This is a genomic window from Klebsiella sp. CD33 (assembly GCF_051992865.1).
Lineage (GTDB): Bacteria > Pseudomonadota > Gammaproteobacteria > Enterobacterales > Enterobacteriaceae > Klebsiella > Klebsiella pneumoniae.
This window is the reverse complement of the sequence record NZ_CP197023.1, coordinates 284073-299966: the sequence shown is the minus strand read 5'-3', so window position 1 is coordinate 299966 and position 15894 is coordinate 284073. Positions and strand designations below refer to the sequence as shown.

At 60.9% G+C, this 15894-nt stretch carries 16 protein-coding genes; 8 read left to right on the top strand and 8 right to left on the bottom strand.

The genetic code is table 11. The features are described from left to right. The first annotated feature begins 105 nt into the window (after window positions 1–105). A complete protein-coding gene (locus tag ACR809_RS01370) occupies window positions 106–1155 on the top strand; it encodes an AI-2E family transporter (RefSeq protein WP_122051039.1) in 1050 nt (349 codons plus the stop codon). On the opposite strand, the gene arnF is transcribed toward ACR809_RS01370, so the two are convergent. The 8 genes from arnF to ACR809_RS01330 all read right to left on the bottom strand — a co-directional run bounded on the left by arnF (window position 1152) and on the right by ACR809_RS01330 (window position 9430). Further along, window positions 1152–1532 carry a 4-amino-4-deoxy-L-arabinose-phosphoundecaprenol flippase subunit ArnF gene (gene arnF / locus ACR809_RS01365; RefSeq protein ID WP_002920863.1) on the bottom strand — a complete coding sequence of 127 codons (381 nt, stop codon included), beginning with the start codon at window positions 1530–1532 and terminating at the stop codon, window positions 1152–1154. The two genes, ACR809_RS01370 and arnF, sit on opposite strands and share 4 nt — an antisense overlap. Further along, entirely contained in the window at window positions 1532–1870 is a 339-nt protein-coding gene (gene arnE, locus ACR809_RS01360; protein ID WP_002920864.1) for a 4-amino-4-deoxy-L-arabinose-phosphoundecaprenol flippase subunit ArnE, read from the bottom strand. Before arnE ends, arnF begins: the two co-directional genes overlap by 1 nt. Beyond that, the gene (arnT, locus tag ACR809_RS01355; protein WP_004901135.1) at window positions 1867–3522 is read right to left on the bottom strand and encodes a lipid IV(A) 4-amino-4-deoxy-L-arabinosyltransferase; all 1656 of its coding nucleotides are present in this window, start codon (window positions 3520–3522) and stop codon (window positions 1867–1869) included. The genes arnE and arnT overlap by 4 nt, the downstream gene beginning before the upstream one ends. Further along, window positions 3522–4424 (bottom strand): 4-deoxy-4-formamido-L-arabinose-phosphoundecaprenol deformylase, encoded by a 903-nt coding sequence (arnD, locus tag ACR809_RS01350; RefSeq protein ID WP_064156818.1) that lies wholly within the window; start codon window positions 4422–4424, stop codon window positions 3522–3524. Before arnD ends, arnT begins: the two co-directional genes overlap by 1 nt. Further along, complete coding sequence (gene arnA, locus ACR809_RS01345) at window positions 4421–6406, bottom strand: bifunctional UDP-4-amino-4-deoxy-L-arabinose formyltransferase/UDP-glucuronic acid oxidase ArnA (RefSeq protein WP_064156819.1); 1986 nt, start codon at window positions 6404–6406, stop codon at window positions 4421–4423. The genes arnD and arnA overlap by 4 nt, the downstream gene beginning before the upstream one ends. Continuing rightward, window positions 6403–7386: an undecaprenyl-phosphate 4-deoxy-4-formamido-L-arabinose transferase gene (gene arnC, locus ACR809_RS01340; protein WP_002921035.1), complete on the bottom strand. Its 984-nt coding sequence runs from the start codon at window positions 7384–7386 to the stop codon at window positions 6403–6405. The genes arnA and arnC overlap by 4 nt, the downstream gene beginning before the upstream one ends. A 1-nt stretch (window position 7387) precedes the next feature. Further along, on the bottom strand, window positions 7388–8527 hold the full coding sequence (gene arnB, locus ACR809_RS01335; RefSeq protein ID WP_032104453.1) for a UDP-4-amino-4-deoxy-L-arabinose aminotransferase: 1140 nt from the start codon (window positions 8525–8527) through the stop codon (window positions 7388–7390). 396 nt (window positions 8528–8923) lie between these two features. Further along, a complete protein-coding gene (locus ACR809_RS01330; protein WP_004181483.1) occupies window positions 8924–9430 on the bottom strand; it encodes a phenolic acid decarboxylase in 507 nt (168 codons plus the stop codon). Between the two features lie 97 nt (window positions 9431–9527). On the opposite strand from ACR809_RS01330, the gene ACR809_RS01325 reads away from it, so the two are divergent. The 7 genes from ACR809_RS01325 to nikR all read left to right on the top strand — a co-directional run bounded on the left by ACR809_RS01325 (window position 9528) and on the right by nikR (window position 15807). Continuing rightward, window positions 9528–10388 (top strand): LysR family transcriptional regulator, encoded by an 861-nt coding sequence (locus ACR809_RS01325; protein WP_122051038.1) that lies wholly within the window; start codon window positions 9528–9530, stop codon window positions 10386–10388. Window positions 10389–10526: 138 nt separating this feature from the next. Next, window positions 10527–12095 carry a nickel ABC transporter substrate-binding protein gene (gene nikA, locus ACR809_RS01320; protein ID WP_032104452.1) on the top strand — a complete coding sequence of 523 codons (1569 nt, stop codon included), beginning with the start codon at window positions 10527–10529 and terminating at the stop codon, window positions 12093–12095. Beyond that, on the top strand, window positions 12095–13039 hold the full coding sequence (gene nikB / locus ACR809_RS01315; protein ID WP_064156820.1) for a nickel ABC transporter permease subunit NikB: 945 nt from the start codon (window positions 12095–12097) through the stop codon (window positions 13037–13039). Before nikA ends, nikB begins: the two co-directional genes overlap by 1 nt. Continuing rightward, window positions 13036–13869 (top strand): nickel ABC transporter permease subunit NikC, encoded by an 834-nt coding sequence (nikC, locus tag ACR809_RS01310; RefSeq protein WP_019705031.1) that lies wholly within the window; start codon window positions 13036–13038, stop codon window positions 13867–13869. The genes nikB and nikC overlap by 4 nt, the downstream gene beginning before the upstream one ends. After that, window positions 13869–14633, top strand: a complete 765-nt coding sequence (locus ACR809_RS01305; protein WP_064156821.1) for a nickel import ATP-binding protein NikD — start codon at window positions 13869–13871, stop codon at window positions 14631–14633. Before nikC ends, ACR809_RS01305 begins: the two co-directional genes overlap by 1 nt. Beyond that, complete coding sequence (nikE, locus tag ACR809_RS01300) at window positions 14630–15421, top strand: nickel import ATP-binding protein NikE (protein ID WP_004173958.1); 792 nt, start codon at window positions 14630–14632, stop codon at window positions 15419–15421. Before ACR809_RS01305 ends, nikE begins: the two co-directional genes overlap by 4 nt. Next, entirely contained in the window at window positions 15409–15807 is a 399-nt protein-coding gene (nikR, locus tag ACR809_RS01295; RefSeq protein WP_002921188.1) for a nickel-responsive transcriptional regulator NikR, read from the top strand. Before nikE ends, nikR begins: the two co-directional genes overlap by 13 nt. Window positions 15808–15894 lie beyond the last annotated feature (87 nt).

The following is a 15894-nucleotide window of genomic DNA, read 5'->3' as shown; positions in this document are numbered from 1 at the left end:
TTTCACTATTACCACGCTGTCGGCGGAAAAGCAGCCCTCCTTTCGGAATATTGGCAGTCGGCGAACCGCTACACTTATCTGGCGCGACTCATAAAAGGAATACCTATGTCCCCTCCGCAGGCTGATAAAGCCGGGCTTCATATTTTACTTAAGCTGGCGGCGCTGGTGATTATCCTCGCCGGGATCCACGCCGCCGCCGATATCCTGGTGCAGCTGCTGCTGGCGCTGTTTTTCGCTATTGTTCTCAACCCGCTGGTCACCTGGTTCATTCGCCGCGGGGTGCGGCGTCCGTTCGCCATTACCCTGGTGGTGACGGCGATGCTGGTGATGCTCACCGCGCTGCTCGGCGTGCTGGCGGCGTCGCTCAATGACTTTGTCGCCATGCTGCCCGATTTCAACCGCGCCCTGACGCGCAAGATCCTCCAGCTCCAGGAGTATCTCCCCTTCCTTAATCTGCATATCAATCCGGAGCGGATGCTGCGGCGCATGGATTCAGAACGGCTGATGACCTGGGCCACGACGCTGATGACCCAGCTTTCCGGGGCGATGGCCAGCATCGTGATGCTGGTGATGACGGTGATCTTTATGCTGTTTGAGGTTCGCCACCTGCCCTACAAACTGCGTTTTGCCCTCAATAACCCGCGCCTGCATATCGCCGGATTGCACCGGGCGCTGAAAGGCGTCACCCATTATCTGGCGCTGAAGACGCTGATTAGCCTGTGGACCGGGCTGATTGTCTGGCTGGGGCTGCTGGCGATGGGGGTACAGTTCGCCCTGATGTGGGGGGTGCTGGCGTTTTTGCTGAACTATGTGCCGAACATTGGCTCCGCCATCTCCGCTATCCCCCCCATGCTGCAGGCGCTGCTGTTCAGCGGCATTTATGAGTGCCTGTTGGTAGGGGCGCTGTTTCTGGTGGTGCATATGGTGCTGGGCAACATGGTGGAGCCGCGCATGATGGGCCACCGGCTGGGGATGTCGACCCTGGTGGTGTTCCTGTCGTTGTTGGTCTGGGGCTGGCTGCTGGGGCCGGTGGGAATGCTGCTCTCGGTGCCGTTAACCAGCGTCTGTAAAATCTGGATGGAAACCACCGTCGGGGGCAGCAAGCTGGCGATCCTGCTCGGCCCGGGCCGTCCCAAAAGCCGGCTCCCCGGCTAGCGGCGTTTCACCGGCCAGAAGATGGTCAATACGCCGGCGACGATGATCGCCACACCCAGCAGCGATTGCCAGTAGAACGGCTCATGCCAGCCGGGCAGCCAGATGGCGGCGGCCCACACGAGGATATAGCTCAGGCTCAGTAGCGCATACGCTTTCGACAGCGGCAGGCGATGGAGGGCAAAGTACCAGCAGACCATCGACAGCAGGTAGCCCAGCAGGCCGAAAAACAGGCCGAAAGTCCCGGGCTGGAAATGCAGCAGATGCTGGAGAAATGCCACAATATCGGTCAGCGGCGGCAAGGCCACCATGGCGCTGCGCAGCAGCAACTGCGCGGCGCTGACGAGGCCGACGCTGAGTAATGCCCAGAAAAAGCCCATCAGACGCTGGTCCCCAGAATGACAATGCCCACGACGATCAACCCGACGCCAAGCCAGTGGCGACGGGCGACCGGCTCATGCCAGATGCCCCAGCCCGCGAGGGTAACCCAGACGAAATTCAGGCTCAGCATCGGATAGGCGATGCTGACCGGAATAGACTGCAGGACGCTCAGCCACAGCAGCATGCCGCAGCCCAGACATAACAGCGCCATCCCCAACCAGAAGAGTATATGGCGACTCCGCCGTCCGCGACGGGACGGGCGGGTCGCCTGTTTCTGGCAGAGCTGTCCGGCGCAGCTCAGCAGGCTGGCGCACACCAGACAGATCCAGACGCTCATTGCGGCAGGTACTGAAGGAAAACGACCCGGCCCAGCTCGTAGGCGTTATCCGGCTTCGGTAACGGTAAGTCGAGCATACTCTCTCCTTTATCCATCAACAGCACCAGCGAGACCGGCCCCTGCTGACGATGCGCGGCCAGCCAGTCGGCAAAACCGGCCTGGCTGACAAAGCTTCCCTGAGCATCCGGCCAGTCGAGACCGTACTTCAGCTCACCCTGTTTGTCGAACATAATAATATCGCTTCGCTTCAGCTCCCAGGCCAGGCCGCCGGCGATCCCAACGTTGTTGGTCAGGACGTAACGGCTGGGCTGCAGGGATTCGCTGACGATATCCACGAGGAACTGCGGCTGTTTGCTGTCGATAACCCGGTCCGGGATGGCGAAGCCCACCAGCAGCGCCAGGCCGAGCGGACAGAGCGCGGCGAGGCTCCAGCGGCGGCCAGAGTCTTTCATCGCCAGCCAGCCCATCAGCGCCCAGACGGCAAAAGCGATCGCCGCCAGCAGACATTTATACAGCTCAATCTTGGTCCACACCGGCTTATGCATGAAGCCCCACGGCGAGACCACCAGCACGGCGATAAGCCCCAGCAAACCAACGCCCAGGTTGATCATCCCGTTGATGCGCAACGCTTTCGCGCCGGTCTTTGCGGCCTCCAGCGCGTAGCGGGCCATCAGGATCGACAGCGGCGCAAAGCACGGCAGAATATAGGTCGGCAGTTTGCCTTTGGCGATACTGAAGAACAGGAACGGCATCGCCACCCAACCCAGCAGATACAGCGCGCCGCGGGCCTCATCGCGCTCAAGCCAGCCGCGCTTTAGCGCCCCCGGCAGCAGGGCCAGCCACGGCAGACTGCCGGCGATCAGGAACGGGATGTAGTACCAGAACGGCGCTTTGTGCTGGGCGTCTTTTTCAGCAAAACGCTGAATATGCTCGACCCAGAAGAAGTAGCGCCAGAAGTCCGGCTCGCGCTGAGCGATAGCCAGCCCCCAGGGCAGCACCACCAGCGTACAGACGATTACCGCCAGCCAGCCGTAGGTCAGCACTTCACGCCAGCGTTTACGGGCGATCACCCACGGCAGAACGCCCACCACCGGCACCGCCAGCGCCAGGAAGCCCTTGGTCATCACCCCCATCCCGCAGGCGACGCCCAGCAGCACGTAGCCCAGTATTTTGCCGCTGCGGCTGTGCGCCTGCACCGCGCCCCAGAAGCTGCACATCGCCAGCGCCAGCCACAGGGTGATCATCGGGTCCAGCACCGCATAGGTGCCAATCGCATACACCAGCATCGCGGTGAGGAAGATAATCGGCGACAGGATAGCTACCCGCTTATCACGAAAGATCCGCCACGCCAGCCAGGCCACCAGCAGGGCGGTCATGGTGATGGCGAAGACCGACCCGAAGCGTACGCCGAAGTTATTATGGCCAAACAGCCACTGACCGATACTGTTGATCCAGTAACCGGCAATCGGTTTTTCGAAGTAGCGCAGGCCGAGAAAATGCGGTACCACCCAGTCGCCGGTGGCCAGCATTTCACGGCTGATCTCCGCGTAGCGGGTTTCGTCGGGTTGCCAGAGCAAACGGAAATTGAGCGGCAGCAGATAATACAGCGCAAACAGCGCAATCAGAGAGACGCCATAGCGAATGCTTTTCATCAAATACCCGAAGTCAGTAATTGTTCACGTCCGAGCCAGCCTTCCCGGCCAGCCAGTTCACCACGAACCACTTTGCCTGAGGGCAGCTCGCTAAAGTCAGCGGGCAGCAGCTGGCTCAGTGGGCAAAACTGAATTTCTTCTTCCGCCGCCATGGTCAGTAGTTCATTGAACTGATCGGCGTAGGCAATGCCTTCCACTTCAGCGTGAATGGTATAGACCGGCACGCCCGGGTCGCGATGGATGCAGTCCAGCAGGTAGCGGTTAAAGCCGGCGATATCCACCGCCGTGCCCACCGCCTCGTCCCAGGTCGGCAACGTGACCGGGATCTGCACGGTACCAGAGACGCCGCTGCCGAGCTGGGGCAGAAACGGCCGCGTGCCGCGACAGTCGCTGTTGTAGAGAAAATCGAAGGATTCTTTGGCTTTAACCACCCGCTGATCGGCGCGCCAGCCGGCGACGGCCGAGCAGGTCACCGGCCGGCCGATGATGCGCTCGAGCTCCAGCAGGCCGCGCTCAACCTCCAGCGCCAGCCTTTCCTGCGGCCAGACGCCGCTCCACGCCTGCCAGCTGTAGTGGTCCCAGGCGTGCAGGCCGACTTCATGAGATTCGGCGGCGGCGCGGATCACCGCTTCGTTCCCTGCGCCGATGCGGCGCCCCGGCCAGGCGGTGCCGGCCAGCAGAATATCCCAGCCGTACAGCGAGGCGGCTCTGGAACGCAGCATCTTCCACAGAAACTTCGGTTTTATCAGGCGCCACAGATGGCGCCCCATATTGTCCGGCCCGACGCTGAAGAAGAAGCTTGCCTGGATCCCATGCCGGCCCAGCAGCTCCAGCAGCCGCGGAACGCCGTCCCGCGTGCCGCGAAAGGTATCGACATCTATGCGTAAGCCGACCTGTTTCATGGATTTTTATCGTCCTCCAGTTCAACCGTGCGCAGGAAGAAGTCCAGCGTATGTTCGACCGTTTCTTCCATCTCCACCTTCGGCTCCCAGTTCAGGCAGCGTTTGGCGTTGCGGATGCTCGGCTTACGATGCTCAACGTCCTGGTAGCCCTTTCCGTAGTAATCGCTGCTTTCCACTTCACGGAAGCCGGCGAACGGCGGGAAGCGATCGCGCAGCGGATGACGTTCGAAGCAGGCGAGCAGCATTTCGGCCAGCTCTTTGATGCTCGCTTCGTTATCCGGGTTACCGATGTTAATGATCTGCCCGTCGCAGCGGCCGTCTTTGTTCTCGATGATGCGGAACAGCGCTTCGATACCGTCGCTGATGTCGGTGAAGCAGCGCTTCTGCTTGCCGCCTTCGATAAGCTTGATCGGCGACCCTTCCACCAGGTTGAGGATCAGCTGAGTGATGGCGCGGGAGCTACCGATACGCGCGGCATTAAGGTTATCCAGACGCGGCCCCATCCAGTTGAACGGACGGAACAGGGTGAACTTGAGGCCATTCTTATCGCCATAGGCCCAGATCACACGATCCAGCAGCTGCTTGGAGACCGAGTAGATCCAGCGCTGTTTGTTGATCGGCCCCACCACCAGGTTGGAGCTATCTTCGTCGAAATTTTTGTCGGTGCACATGCCGTACACTTCCGAGGTCGACGGGAAGATAATGCGCTTATTGTATTTTACGCAGTCGCGGATGATTTTCAGGTTCTCTTCGAAATCCAGCTCGAACACGCGCAGCGGGTTGCGGGTGTATTCGATAGGCGTGGCGATGGCCACCAGCGGCAGCACCACGTCGCATTTCTTAATGTGATACTCGATCCACTCAGAGTGAATGCTGATATCGCCTTCCACAAAGTGGAAACGCGGACAGTCGAGAAAACGGCTGATGGCGTCGGAGCCGATATCCAGACCGTAAATCTCATAGTTGTCGTCCTGCAGCAGGCGCTCGGTCAGGTGGTTACCGATAAAGCCGTTGACGCCGAGGATCAGCACCCGGGTGCGACGCTTAATCGCCACCACCGGTTTGCTGCTGATCACCGCCCCGGACACCAGGCCCAGCGCCTGCGCCAGCTGAGCGCCCTGCATGTACACGCCGCGTTCGGTCTGGCCGGTGACAATCTCCAGCGCCCCGTCCTGGCACGCGACGATCAGCGGAGCAATGGAGAGCACGGTGCCCGGTTTAGCTGCTGGCAAATCGTGGCGAACGCGGGATTTCCAGACGATAAACTTGTTCGCTCCGGCGTAGCCGAAGGCGCCCGGCCACGGATCCGAGACCGCACGCACCAGATTGTGCAGGGTCTGCGCCGGCAGCTCCCAGTCCAGCCGGCCATCTTCCGGGGTACGACGCCCCACATAGGTTGCCTGGCTGTGATCCTGCGGACGCTCATCGGTGGTGCCGGCGAGGATCGCCGGCAGCGCCCGGCTCAGCAGCTCAGTGGCGGCGGCGCACAGCTTACGATGCAGCGTCAGGGCGGCGTCATCCGCGCCAATCGCCACGGCCTGCTGGGCGACGATATCGCCAGCGTCTGCGCGGTTCACCATCCGGTGTAGGGTGACGCCGGTTTCGCTTTCGCCATTGACCAACACCCAGTTCAGCGGCGCGCGGCCGCGATATTTTGGCAGCAGCGAACCGTGCAGGTTGAACGCCCCTTTCGGCGCCAGATTGAGGATCTCATCGCCCAGCAGGTTGCGATAGTAGAAGGAGAACAGCACGTCCGGCTTCATCTCGCGGATACGCTCAATCCACAGCGGATGGTTCACGTCTTCCGGCGCCCACACCGGAATGCCCTGCTCGGCGGCAAGGCGCGCCACGGAGCCAAAGAAATGGTTTTCGCCAGGGTTATCCGGGTGGGTGAAAATAGCAGCGATATCATACCCGGCGTCCAGCAGGGACTGGATACCGGTGCAGCCCATATCGTGATAAGCGAAGACTACGGCTTTCATGAACGATCTTCCTCTTTAGATGCCGTTTCCGGCTGGCGAACAACACGTTGAATAAAGTAGCGGGGGCGGGCGCGCACGTCGTTATAGATGCGGCCGATATACTCCCCGAGCAGGCCCATACCGACAAACTGGGCGCCGATGAACATGAACAGCACGGCGAAGAGCATAAACACCCCTTCCGCCGCCCACTGTGGGCCGAAGGCCAGACGCAGCACCACCAGCAGCAGGCCGAAGGCGAAGCCCAGCAGGGCAATCACGCTGCCGAAAATGCTGAGCAGACGCAGCGGCGTGGTGGTCAGACAGGTCACCAGGTCGTACATCAGGTTGATCAGGCGCATAAAGCTGTATTTGGAGTCGCCGAATTCGCGCTCGGCGTGCATCACCGGGATCTCCACCGCGCGCCGGGCGAAGGTATTCGCCAGGATCGGGATAAAGGTGCTGCGCTCATGGCAGTTGAGCATGGCGTCGATGATATGGCGGCGGTAAGCGCGCAGCATGCAGCCGTAGTCGCCCATCGCTTTGCCGGTGGTGCGCTGGATCAGGCGGTTGATCATCTTCGACGCGGTTTTACGGAAGATGCTGTCCTGACGGTTCTGGCGGACGGTGCCCACCACGTCGTAACCTTCATCAGCCTTCGCCACCAGCCGCGGGATCTCCTCCGGCGGGTTTTGCAGGTCGGCGTCGAGGGTAATAATCAGATCGCCGGTTACATGGCTGAAGCCGGCCATGATCGCCGAGTGCTGGCCGTAGTTACGGTTTAACAGCACGGCGACGACGTGGCTGCCTTCCGCCTCGGCGGCTTCGGTGAGCATGCGCGCGGAATCGTCGCTGCTGCCATCGTCGATCAACAGAATTTCATATTGCCGCCCCAGGGTGGCGCAGGCGGCATCCGTACGACGAAGCAGTTCCGGCAGGCTATCCTGTTCGTTATAAACCGGGATAACCACCGAGACCTTCTTCACGGGAGGGTAAGTAAGCATATCAACGTCCTGACAACTGGCGCAGTGCGGAGATAACGCGAGTGACATCGTCATCGGTCATATCCGGGAACAACGGGAGAGAGCAGATGCGGGCGCTGTTCCATTCGGTATTCGGCAGGGAAACCTCAGGGAAGCGCTCGCGGTAATATTTTTGCGTATGGGCCGCACGGAAGTGCAGGCCGGTGCCGATGCCCATCGCCTTCAGCTTTTCCATCAGCGCGTCGCGGCTGATGCCGCACGCGGCCTCATCGACGCGGATGATAAACAGATGCCAGGCGTGCTGGTGCTCCCATGCCGGGACGCTCAGCGGCTTAAACGGCGTGTCCGCCAGCTCGCGCAGGTAGCGCTGGGCAATCTCGGTCCGGCGCTGATTGGCGTGGCTCAGTTTTTCCAGCTGGACCAGCGCCAGAGCGGCATTGATATCGGCAAGGTTGTACTTGAAGCCCGGGGTGATCACCTCCGCCTGCGGCGCGCGGCCGTGGGTCTGGCGATCATAAGCGTCCACGCCCAGACCATGGAATTTCAGGCTACGGATGCGGGAGGCCAGCTCGTCGTCATCGGTGACAATCAGCCCGCCTTCGGCGCAGGTCATGTTTTTGATCGCGTGGAACGAGAAAATGGCGGTCCCCTGCCAGCCCACGTGGCGGCCTTTATAATGGGTACCGGCCGCATGGGCGGCGTCTTCGATCACCGAAATGCCATGGCGCTCGCCCACCGCGCGAATGGCGTCGATGTCGGCTGGCGCGCCCGCGTAGTGCACGGGAATTATCGCTTTGGTACGCGAAGTGATCGCCGCTTCCACCGCGTCAGGGGTAATCATCAGATTGTCGTTATCGACATCGATCATCACCGGCGTGGCGCCCAGCAGGCAGATCATATTGAGAGTGGAGACCCAGGTCTGGGACGGCGTAATGACTTCATCGCCGGGGCCAATACCCAGCGCCATCAGGGTCACATGCATCCCGCCGGTCGCTGAACTGACGGCAATCGCATGACGGTTGCCGGTCAGCTGGCAGAATGCCGCTTCAAGTGCCTGATTCTTCGGCCCGGTGGTGATCCAGCCCGACGCTAAAACTTCACGCAGGGCTGCCAGCTCTGCGTCGCCCATCGACGGGCGCGAAAAAGGCAAAAAATCGCTCATCATCATCCTGTTCTGTAGATGACCCACGCACGAATCTGGGTCGTTAGAATAAAATATCCTGCGCCTGCGGACTTAAACGAAATTAAAATGAAGTGAGTTCAGCACGGCATTCCATTTCAGGGTATCTCGACCACTATTAATGTAGTCGACCTTGCTTAGGATAATATTAAGAAATTAATATTTCTTCGGAATAAGAAATAAATTCTTAATAAACAGTATGATAGGAGTTTTTTATGGCAGAAATTTGACGGAGATGCGTTCCTGTCACGAAAAAGAGTACAGGAACGCAATAGTTGAAATTAAACGAGAACTAAACCAGTTCACAATTTATTATTCTGTCATTGTCACGCTTAATGACAAAAAGTTAGCGCAGATCACAAAGTTATTTCTGCTGAATTACAAATTTGCAGGAAAATCCGCAGGCAATTCGCTCGCCGGGCAATTAATGACCTCGTCATTATCCGCGCCACAGTCGCGAATGAAGGTGATAGTGGCGAACTCGTCAATCACTTCCGTCGGGTAGGCCGGGCCGGCATCGCGATACGAATTCATCAGCGGAATATGGTCGTTCTGGAAGCAGATGGTTTTTTCCGGGTTATTCATGATCCAGCGCGGGAAGAAAATAGTGCCGTGGAATAGTTTGTCGCCCAGGTTGACGATCAGGCTGACGTCGGTGCCGGTCGGTTCGGTCCAGGAGATTTTGTAGATACTTTCCCCCACCCGCACAATGTACGCTTCCTGATCTTTCACCCAGCGATTGCCGACGATGCCGCTGTGAATACGGTAGTCGAGGGTGTGGCCATTTTTGACGTAAATCTCGTAGTTCCAGCCGTTGTCGTAGGTATAGACCAGATGTTTACCGATAAAGCCGCTGAGGTCATGTTTGTCGAAAGTGCTCATCATTTATTCTCCTCTGTTTTGTTGAGGACAGCATACGTCTTTAAAAAATGAATGAATAACGCTATGTTTGGATTAAATACATTCAAATTTTAGATTGATTATGCACAAGACAACCCTGGAGCAGTGGGCGTTACTCGAAAAGGTAGTGGAATTGGGGAGCTTTGCCAGAGCGGCGGAGGAGACCAATCGCAGTCAGTCATCGGTAAGCTATAACCTCGCGCTGCTGCAGGAGCGCTTAGGCGTGGCGCTGCTGGCGCCGTCCGGCCGGCGGGCGGTGCTGACGCCGGCTGGCGAACTACTGCTGAATCAGGTCAAGCCGCTGCTGCAGGCCTTCGCCTACGTCGAGACGCACGCCGCCACTCTGCGCAACGGGGCGCGGACCCGCCTGGATCTGGTGGTCGACAGTATTTTCCCGCGCCAGCGGCTGTTCGCGATTTTACGCCAGTTTCAGCAGCGCTATCCGCAGACTCAGGTCAGGCTCACCGAAGTGCTGGAAAACCTGGATGACGAGAGCGCGGCGCGGACGGAAGCCGATGTGATGGTGTTGACCCGCCGCCAGGATATTACCGGCCGCGGGGAGTGGCTGATGAATATTGATTTCATCGCCGTCGCCCACCGCGACCACCCTCTCGCCGCGCTGGACGGACCGCTGGAGGATAGCGCGCTGGCGCCGTGGCCGCTGGTGCGCATTGCCGATCAGGGCGGCGATAGCCAGGCGCCGCGAGACGCCTGGACCTTCTCCACCATTGATGCCGCCATTGATGCGGTGATGTATCAGGTCGGCTTCGGCTGGCTGCCGGAGGAGCGCATTCGCCCCCATCTCGACCAGGGCGTGCTGAAGCGGTTGCCCCTCAGCCATGGCGCGCGCCGCGCGACGCCGCTGCATCTGATCGTCAAGCGGGACCTGGCGCCGATCGACGAACAGGTGGACACGCTGCTGGCGTTGTTCCGGACGCCCTGAGGGGTAAGGCGGCGCTGGTCGCCTGGGCGTAATGATACGATTTTCTTATACTTTCCGGCGCAATATTGATCCAGGTTACTCCCAAAGTATGATGAATCACTAAAATCGTCATACTTTCCTGTCGTTGAGATTGCCGTCTTGTCTATAATCCGCCTCACCCTGCTGGCGCTGGTCGCCTGCGTCCCTCTGCTGGCTCAGGCCGCGCCGTACCAGCTCACCACCGCCTGGCCGGTTAACGTCGGCCCGCTGAATCCCCATCTCTATACGCCCAACCAGATGTTTGCCCAAAGCATGGTCTATGAACCGCTGGTGAAGTATCAGGCTGACGGCAGCGTACAGCCCTGGCTGGCAACCCGCTGGCGTCACTCCGCCGACGGAAAAACCTGGTGGTTCACCCTGCGCGACGATGTGGCCTTCTCCAACGGCGAACCGTTTAACGCCCAGGCCGCGGCGGCCAATTTTCAGGCGGTGCTGGCCAACCGCCAACGCCACGCCTGGCTTGAGCTCGCCAACCAAATAACCGACGTGCGGGCCCTCAGCGCCACCGAGCTGCAGATCACCCTGAAAAGCGCCTACGCCCCCTTACTGCAAGAGCTGGCCCTGCCCCGCCCGTTCCGCTTCATCGCCCCCTCGCAGTTTATCGATGGCGGCACCGCCAGGGGCATTAAAGCCCCGATCGGCACCGGCCCGTGGCGGCTGGCAAGCTCGCAGCTCAATCAGCGCGATGTGCTGGTGCGCAATGAGCGCTACTGGGGTCGCAAACCCGCGCTACAGCAAATCACCATCAAGGTGATCCCCGACGCTACCAGCCGGGCGGTGGCGTTCGAAACCGAGGAAATCGATATGCTCTACGGCGATGAAGGGCTGCTGCCGCTGGACACCTTCGAACGCTTTCGCCATCACCCCGGCTACGTGGCGCGCCTGTCCGCCCCGGCGGAGACGGTAATGCTGGCGCTAAACGCCAGCCAGGGCCCGACCCGCGAGCAGGCGGTTCGTGAGGCGCTCAACTACGCCGTCGATAAACAGACCCTTGTCGATAGCGTGTTGTATGGCACCCAGCAGGTTGCCGACACCCTGTTTGCCCCCTCCGTCCCTTACGCCCCGCAGGATCTGACGCCGCGCCGTTACGACCCGACAAAAGCCCGCGCCCTGCTGGAACAGGCCGGCTGGCAGCAGCTGGAGGGCCAGCCCTGGCGACAAAAAGCCGGGCAACCGTTGGCGATTGAGCTGGCGTTTATTGGCACCGACGCGCTGGCTAAATCGATGGCCGAAATTATTCAGGCCAATCTGCGGCAGGTCGGCGTGCAGGTCACCCTGGTGGGCGAGGAGGAAAGCAGCATTTACGCGCGCCAGCGCGAAGGCCGCTTCGGCATGATCTTCAATCGCACCTGGGGCGCGCCCTACGATCCGCATGCCTTTTTAAGCTCGATGCGCGTCCCGTCGCATGCGGATTACCAGGCCCAGCGCGGCCTGCCAGACAAGGCACTGATTGATAAAGAGATTAGTGAAGTGCTGACCACCGGTGACGAGGCGCAGCGGAGAAAACTGTACCATGATGTGCTGACCCGTCTGCATCAGGACGCGGTGTATCTGCCCATCAGCTATGTCTCGCTGATGTCGGTCGCGCGCCAGGAGGTCGGGGAGATCCCGTTCGCCCCGGTGACCAGCGAGATCCCTTTCGACCAGATTACCCCGGTAACGCCATAATGCTACGCTATATTTTACGCCGCCTGCTGCTGCTGATCCCGCTGCTGCTCGCCGCCTCAGCCATCATCTTTCTGCTGCTGCGGCTCGGCACCGGCGACCCGGCGCTGGATTATTTACGCCTGTCGAACCTGCCGCCCACTGAAGAGATGGTTGCCTCGACCCGCGAGCTGCTGGGGCTCAACCAGCCGCTGGCAATGCAGTATCTGCACTGGCTATGGCGGGCGCTGCACCTGGATTTCGGTCTCTCCTATGCCACCCAGCGCCCGGTGCTGGACGACCTGCTGCACTTCCTGCCGGCCACCCTGCTGCTCACCGGCGCGGCGCTGGCGCTGATCCTCGTCACCTCCCTGCCGTTGGGCATCTGGGCGGCGCGCCATCGCGATCGCCTGCCGGACTATATCGTACGGCTGATTGCCTTCCTCGGCGTCTCAATGCCCAACTTCTGGCTGGCCTTTCTGCTGGTGATGCTCTTTTCCGTGCATCTGCAGTGGCTCCCGGCGATGGGGTATGGCGACTGGCAGCACCTGATTTTGCCCGCCGTCTCCATCGCCTTTATGTCGCTGGCGATCAACGCCCGCCTGCTGCGCGCCAGCATGCTGGACGCCGCCAGCCAGCGTCACGTGATATGGGCGCGGCTACGCGGATTGAGCGCGCGCCAGGTGGAGCGCCGACATATCCTGCGCAATGCCACCCTGCCGGTGGTGACCGCCATGGGCATGCACATTGGCGAGCTGATCGGCGGCACCATGATTATCGAAAATATCTTTGCCTGGCCCGGGGTCGGCCGCTACGCAGTTTCCGCCATTTTCAATCGCGATTACCCGGTGCTCCAGTGCTTTACCCTGATGATGGTGACGGTGTTCGTGCTGGCTAATCTGGCGGTGGATGTGCTTAACGCGGCGCTCGACCCGCGCCTGCGCCGCCACGAGGAGGTGAGCGCATGAGAGGGCTACAAAGCTTTCGCTGGCCGGTAAAACTGGCCATGCTGGTTATCGCGCTGCTGGCGGTCATCGCCATCGGCAGCGGCTGGTGGCTGCCCTGGGATCCAGCGGCGATTGACCTTCAGCAGCGGCTGCTGCCGCCGGGCGCAGCGCACTGGCTCGGCACCGATCATCTCGGCCGGGATATTTTCTCACGCCTGCTGGCCGCCACCCGCGTTTCGCTGGGGGCGGTGATGGCTTGTCTGCTGCTGGTGCTGCTGATCGGCCTGGCGGTCGGCGGCAGCGCCGGACTGCTGGGCGGCCGCGCCGACCGCGGCCTGATGCGCATCGCCGAACTGTTTATGACTTTTCCGACCTCGATCCTGTCGTTCTTTATGGTGGGAGTGCTGGGTACCGGGCTGACCAATGTGATCCTCGCCATTGCGCTGTCGCACTGGGCCTGGTACGCCAGAATGGTGCGTAACCTGGTGGTTTCCCTGCGCCAGCGCGAATTTATCCTCGCCGCCCGTCTGAGCGGCGCCAGCCAGTGGCGGCTGTTCAGCGACCATCTGGCCGGCGCGGTGATCCCCTCGCTGCTGGTGCTCGCCTCGCTGGATATCGGCCATATGATGCTTCACGTAGCCGGCATGTCGTTCCTCGGTCTCGGCGTCAGCGCGCCGACGGCGGAATGGGGGGTGATGATCAACGACGCCCGGCAGTATATCTGGACCCAGCCGCTGCAAATGGTCTGGCCGGGGCTGGCGCTGTTCATCAGCGTGATGGCTTTTAACCTGCTGGGCGACGCGCTGCGCGATCGTCTCGATCCCCACCTGATCGCGGAGCATAGCCACTGATGCCGCAGAAGATCCAACTGGAACAGATCTCGCTTGCCGCTGACCGACCGCTGGTCAGCGACGTCTCCTTCACCCTGCGCCGCGGCCAGGTGCTGGCGCTGCTCGGCAGCAGTGGTTGCGGAAAATCGCTGACCTGCGCCGCCGCGCTGGGCCTGCTGCCGCCCGGCGTCAGGCAAACCGCCGGCCGGGTGCTTCTCGACGGCATTCCGGTGCACGGCGAACAGCTGCGCGGGGCGACCATCGCCACCATCATGCAGAACCCGCGTAGCGCCTTTAACCCGCTGCAGACCATGGCCGCGCATGTCCGGGAAACCTGCCGGGCAGCGGGTCGTGAAACGAATGACGCCGTGCTGCTGGCAGCGATGGAGGAGGTCGGTCTGGACAATCCGCGGGCGCTACTGAAGCGCTACCCTTTTGAAATGAGCGGGGGCATGCTGCAACGGATGATGGTCGCTCTCGCCCTGCTCAGCCGCGCGCCCTTTATCATCGCCGACGAGCCGACGACCGATCTCGATGCCATCGCCCAGGCGCGCATCCTCGACCTGCTGGCGGATATTGTCGCCAGGCGCGGTCTGGGACTGCTGTTGGTGACGCATGACATGGGCGTCGTGGCGCGGCTGGCGCATCACGTAACGGTGATGGAGAACGGTCGCCTCGTTGAACACTGCGATGTGAATACGCTATTTAGCGCCCCGCGGCACCCGCTCAGCCAGCGCCTGCTGGCCGCGCATCTGGCGTTATACGGTCTGGAGAAAACACCATGAATTTACTCAGCGCTACCGGGGTGAGTCACGATTATCCTCACCACGGCAGGGTCCTGCATGCGATCCATCTCGCCATCGCCCCCGGCGAAACGGTGGCCCTGCTCGGACGCAGCGGCTGTGGGAAAAGCACCCTGGCGCGGATGCTGGTAGGTCTGGAAACGCCGCAGCACGGTGATATTGCCTGGCGCGGCACGCCGCTGGCCGCCCTGAAGGGCGAGGCCATCGGCGCCTTCCGCCGTGATATTCAGCTGGTATTTCAGGATGCCTTCAGCGCGGTGAATCCGCGCAAAACGGTGCGCGAGATCGTCAGCGAGCCGCTGCGCCATCTGTTGTGCTTGTCGCGTGAGGCGCGTGCGCGGCGGGTGGAAGAGATGCTGCTGGCCGTCGACCTCGCGCCGTCGCTGCTCGATAAGCGCCCGGCGCAGGTCAGCGGCGGACAGCTGCAGCGCGTCTGCCTGGCACGCGCCCTGGCGGTACGGCCGCAGCTGTTGATCCTTGATGAAGCGGTTTCAAATCTCGATCTGCTGCTGCAGGCGGAGATTATCGCCCTGCTGAAGCGTCTACAGGCGCAGTTTGACACCGCCTGCCTGTTCATCACCCATGACCTGCGGCTGGTGGAGCGCTTTTGCCAGCGAGTGCTGGTGATGGAGCACGGGCGCATCGTCGAAACCGCAACGGTTAGTCTACCGCTACGCCTGCGTTCCCCTGCCGGACAGGCGCTCCAGCAGGCGGTGCTCCCCCCTTTTCCTGCCACTCTGCTTAACGAGGCCATGCCATGCAGCGCGTAACTCTGACCCTTGATGATGACCTGCTGGCCGCCCTCGATGCGCTAAGCGCCCGCCGCGGCTACCACAACCGTTCGGAGGCGGTACGCGATATTCTGCGCGACGCCCTCAACCAGGATCCTCCGTCGCCGGAATCACGGCGCGGGTATGCCGTCCTGTCGTACGTGTATGAACATGAGAAACGCGAACTGGCGAGCCGGCTGGTGGCCACCCAGCATCATCATCACGATCTCTCCGTCGCCACGCTGCATGTGCATATCAGTCATGACGACTGCCTGGAGATTGCGGTGCTGAAAGGTGATATGGCCGAGGTACAGCATTTTGCCGACGACGTGATTGCCCAGCGCGGCGTGCGCCATGGGCATTTGCAGTGTTTAGCGGATGATTAATTATTTGAAAATTCTTGGGGGGTTTATCAACAGTTGATAAACCATATAAATTATACGCTTTGTTAATTATCCCGCTTCGCCAATAAT

Coding starts and splice junctions, on each gene's coding strand:
- ACR809_RS01370 (WP_122051039.1), top strand. CDS start 106: ATGTCCCCTCCGCAGGCTGATAAAGCCGGGCTTCATATTTTACTTAAG.
- arnF (WP_002920863.1), bottom strand. CDS start 1,532: ATGGGCTTTTTCTGGGCATTACTCAGCGTCGGCCTCGTCAGCGCCGCG.
- arnE (WP_002920864.1), bottom strand. CDS start 1,870: ATGAGCGTCTGGATCTGTCTGGTGTGCGCCAGCCTGCTGAGCTGCGCC.
- arnT (WP_004901135.1), bottom strand. CDS start 3,522: ATGAAAAGCATTCGCTATGGCGTCTCTCTGATTGCGCTGTTTGCGCTG.
- arnD (WP_064156818.1), bottom strand. CDS start 4,424: ATGAAACAGGTCGGCTTACGCATAGATGTCGATACCTTTCGCGGCACG.
- arnA (WP_064156819.1), bottom strand. CDS start 6,406: ATGAAAGCCGTAGTCTTCGCTTATCACGATATGGGCTGCACCGGTATC.
- arnC (WP_002921035.1), bottom strand. CDS start 7,386: ATGCTTACTTACCCTCCCGTGAAGAAGGTCTCGGTGGTTATCCCGGTT.
- arnB (WP_032104453.1), bottom strand. CDS start 8,527: ATGAGCGATTTTTTGCCTTTTTCGCGCCCGTCGATGGGCGACGCAGAG.
- ACR809_RS01330 (WP_004181483.1), bottom strand. CDS start 9,430: ATGATGAGCACTTTCGACAAACATGACCTCAGCGGCTTTATCGGTAAA.
- ACR809_RS01325 (WP_122051038.1), top strand. CDS start 9,528: ATGCACAAGACAACCCTGGAGCAGTGGGCGTTACTCGAAAAGGTAGTG.
- nikB (WP_064156820.1), top strand. CDS start 12,095: ATGCTACGCTATATTTTACGCCGCCTGCTGCTGCTGATCCCGCTGCTG.
- nikC (WP_019705031.1), top strand. CDS start 13,036: ATGAGAGGGCTACAAAGCTTTCGCTGGCCGGTAAAACTGGCCATGCTG.
- ACR809_RS01305 (WP_064156821.1), top strand. CDS start 13,869: ATGCCGCAGAAGATCCAACTGGAACAGATCTCGCTTGCCGCTGACCGA.
- nikE (WP_004173958.1), top strand. CDS start 14,630: ATGAATTTACTCAGCGCTACCGGGGTGAGTCACGATTATCCTCACCAC.
- nikR (WP_002921188.1), top strand. CDS start 15,409: ATGCAGCGCGTAACTCTGACCCTTGATGATGACCTGCTGGCCGCCCTC.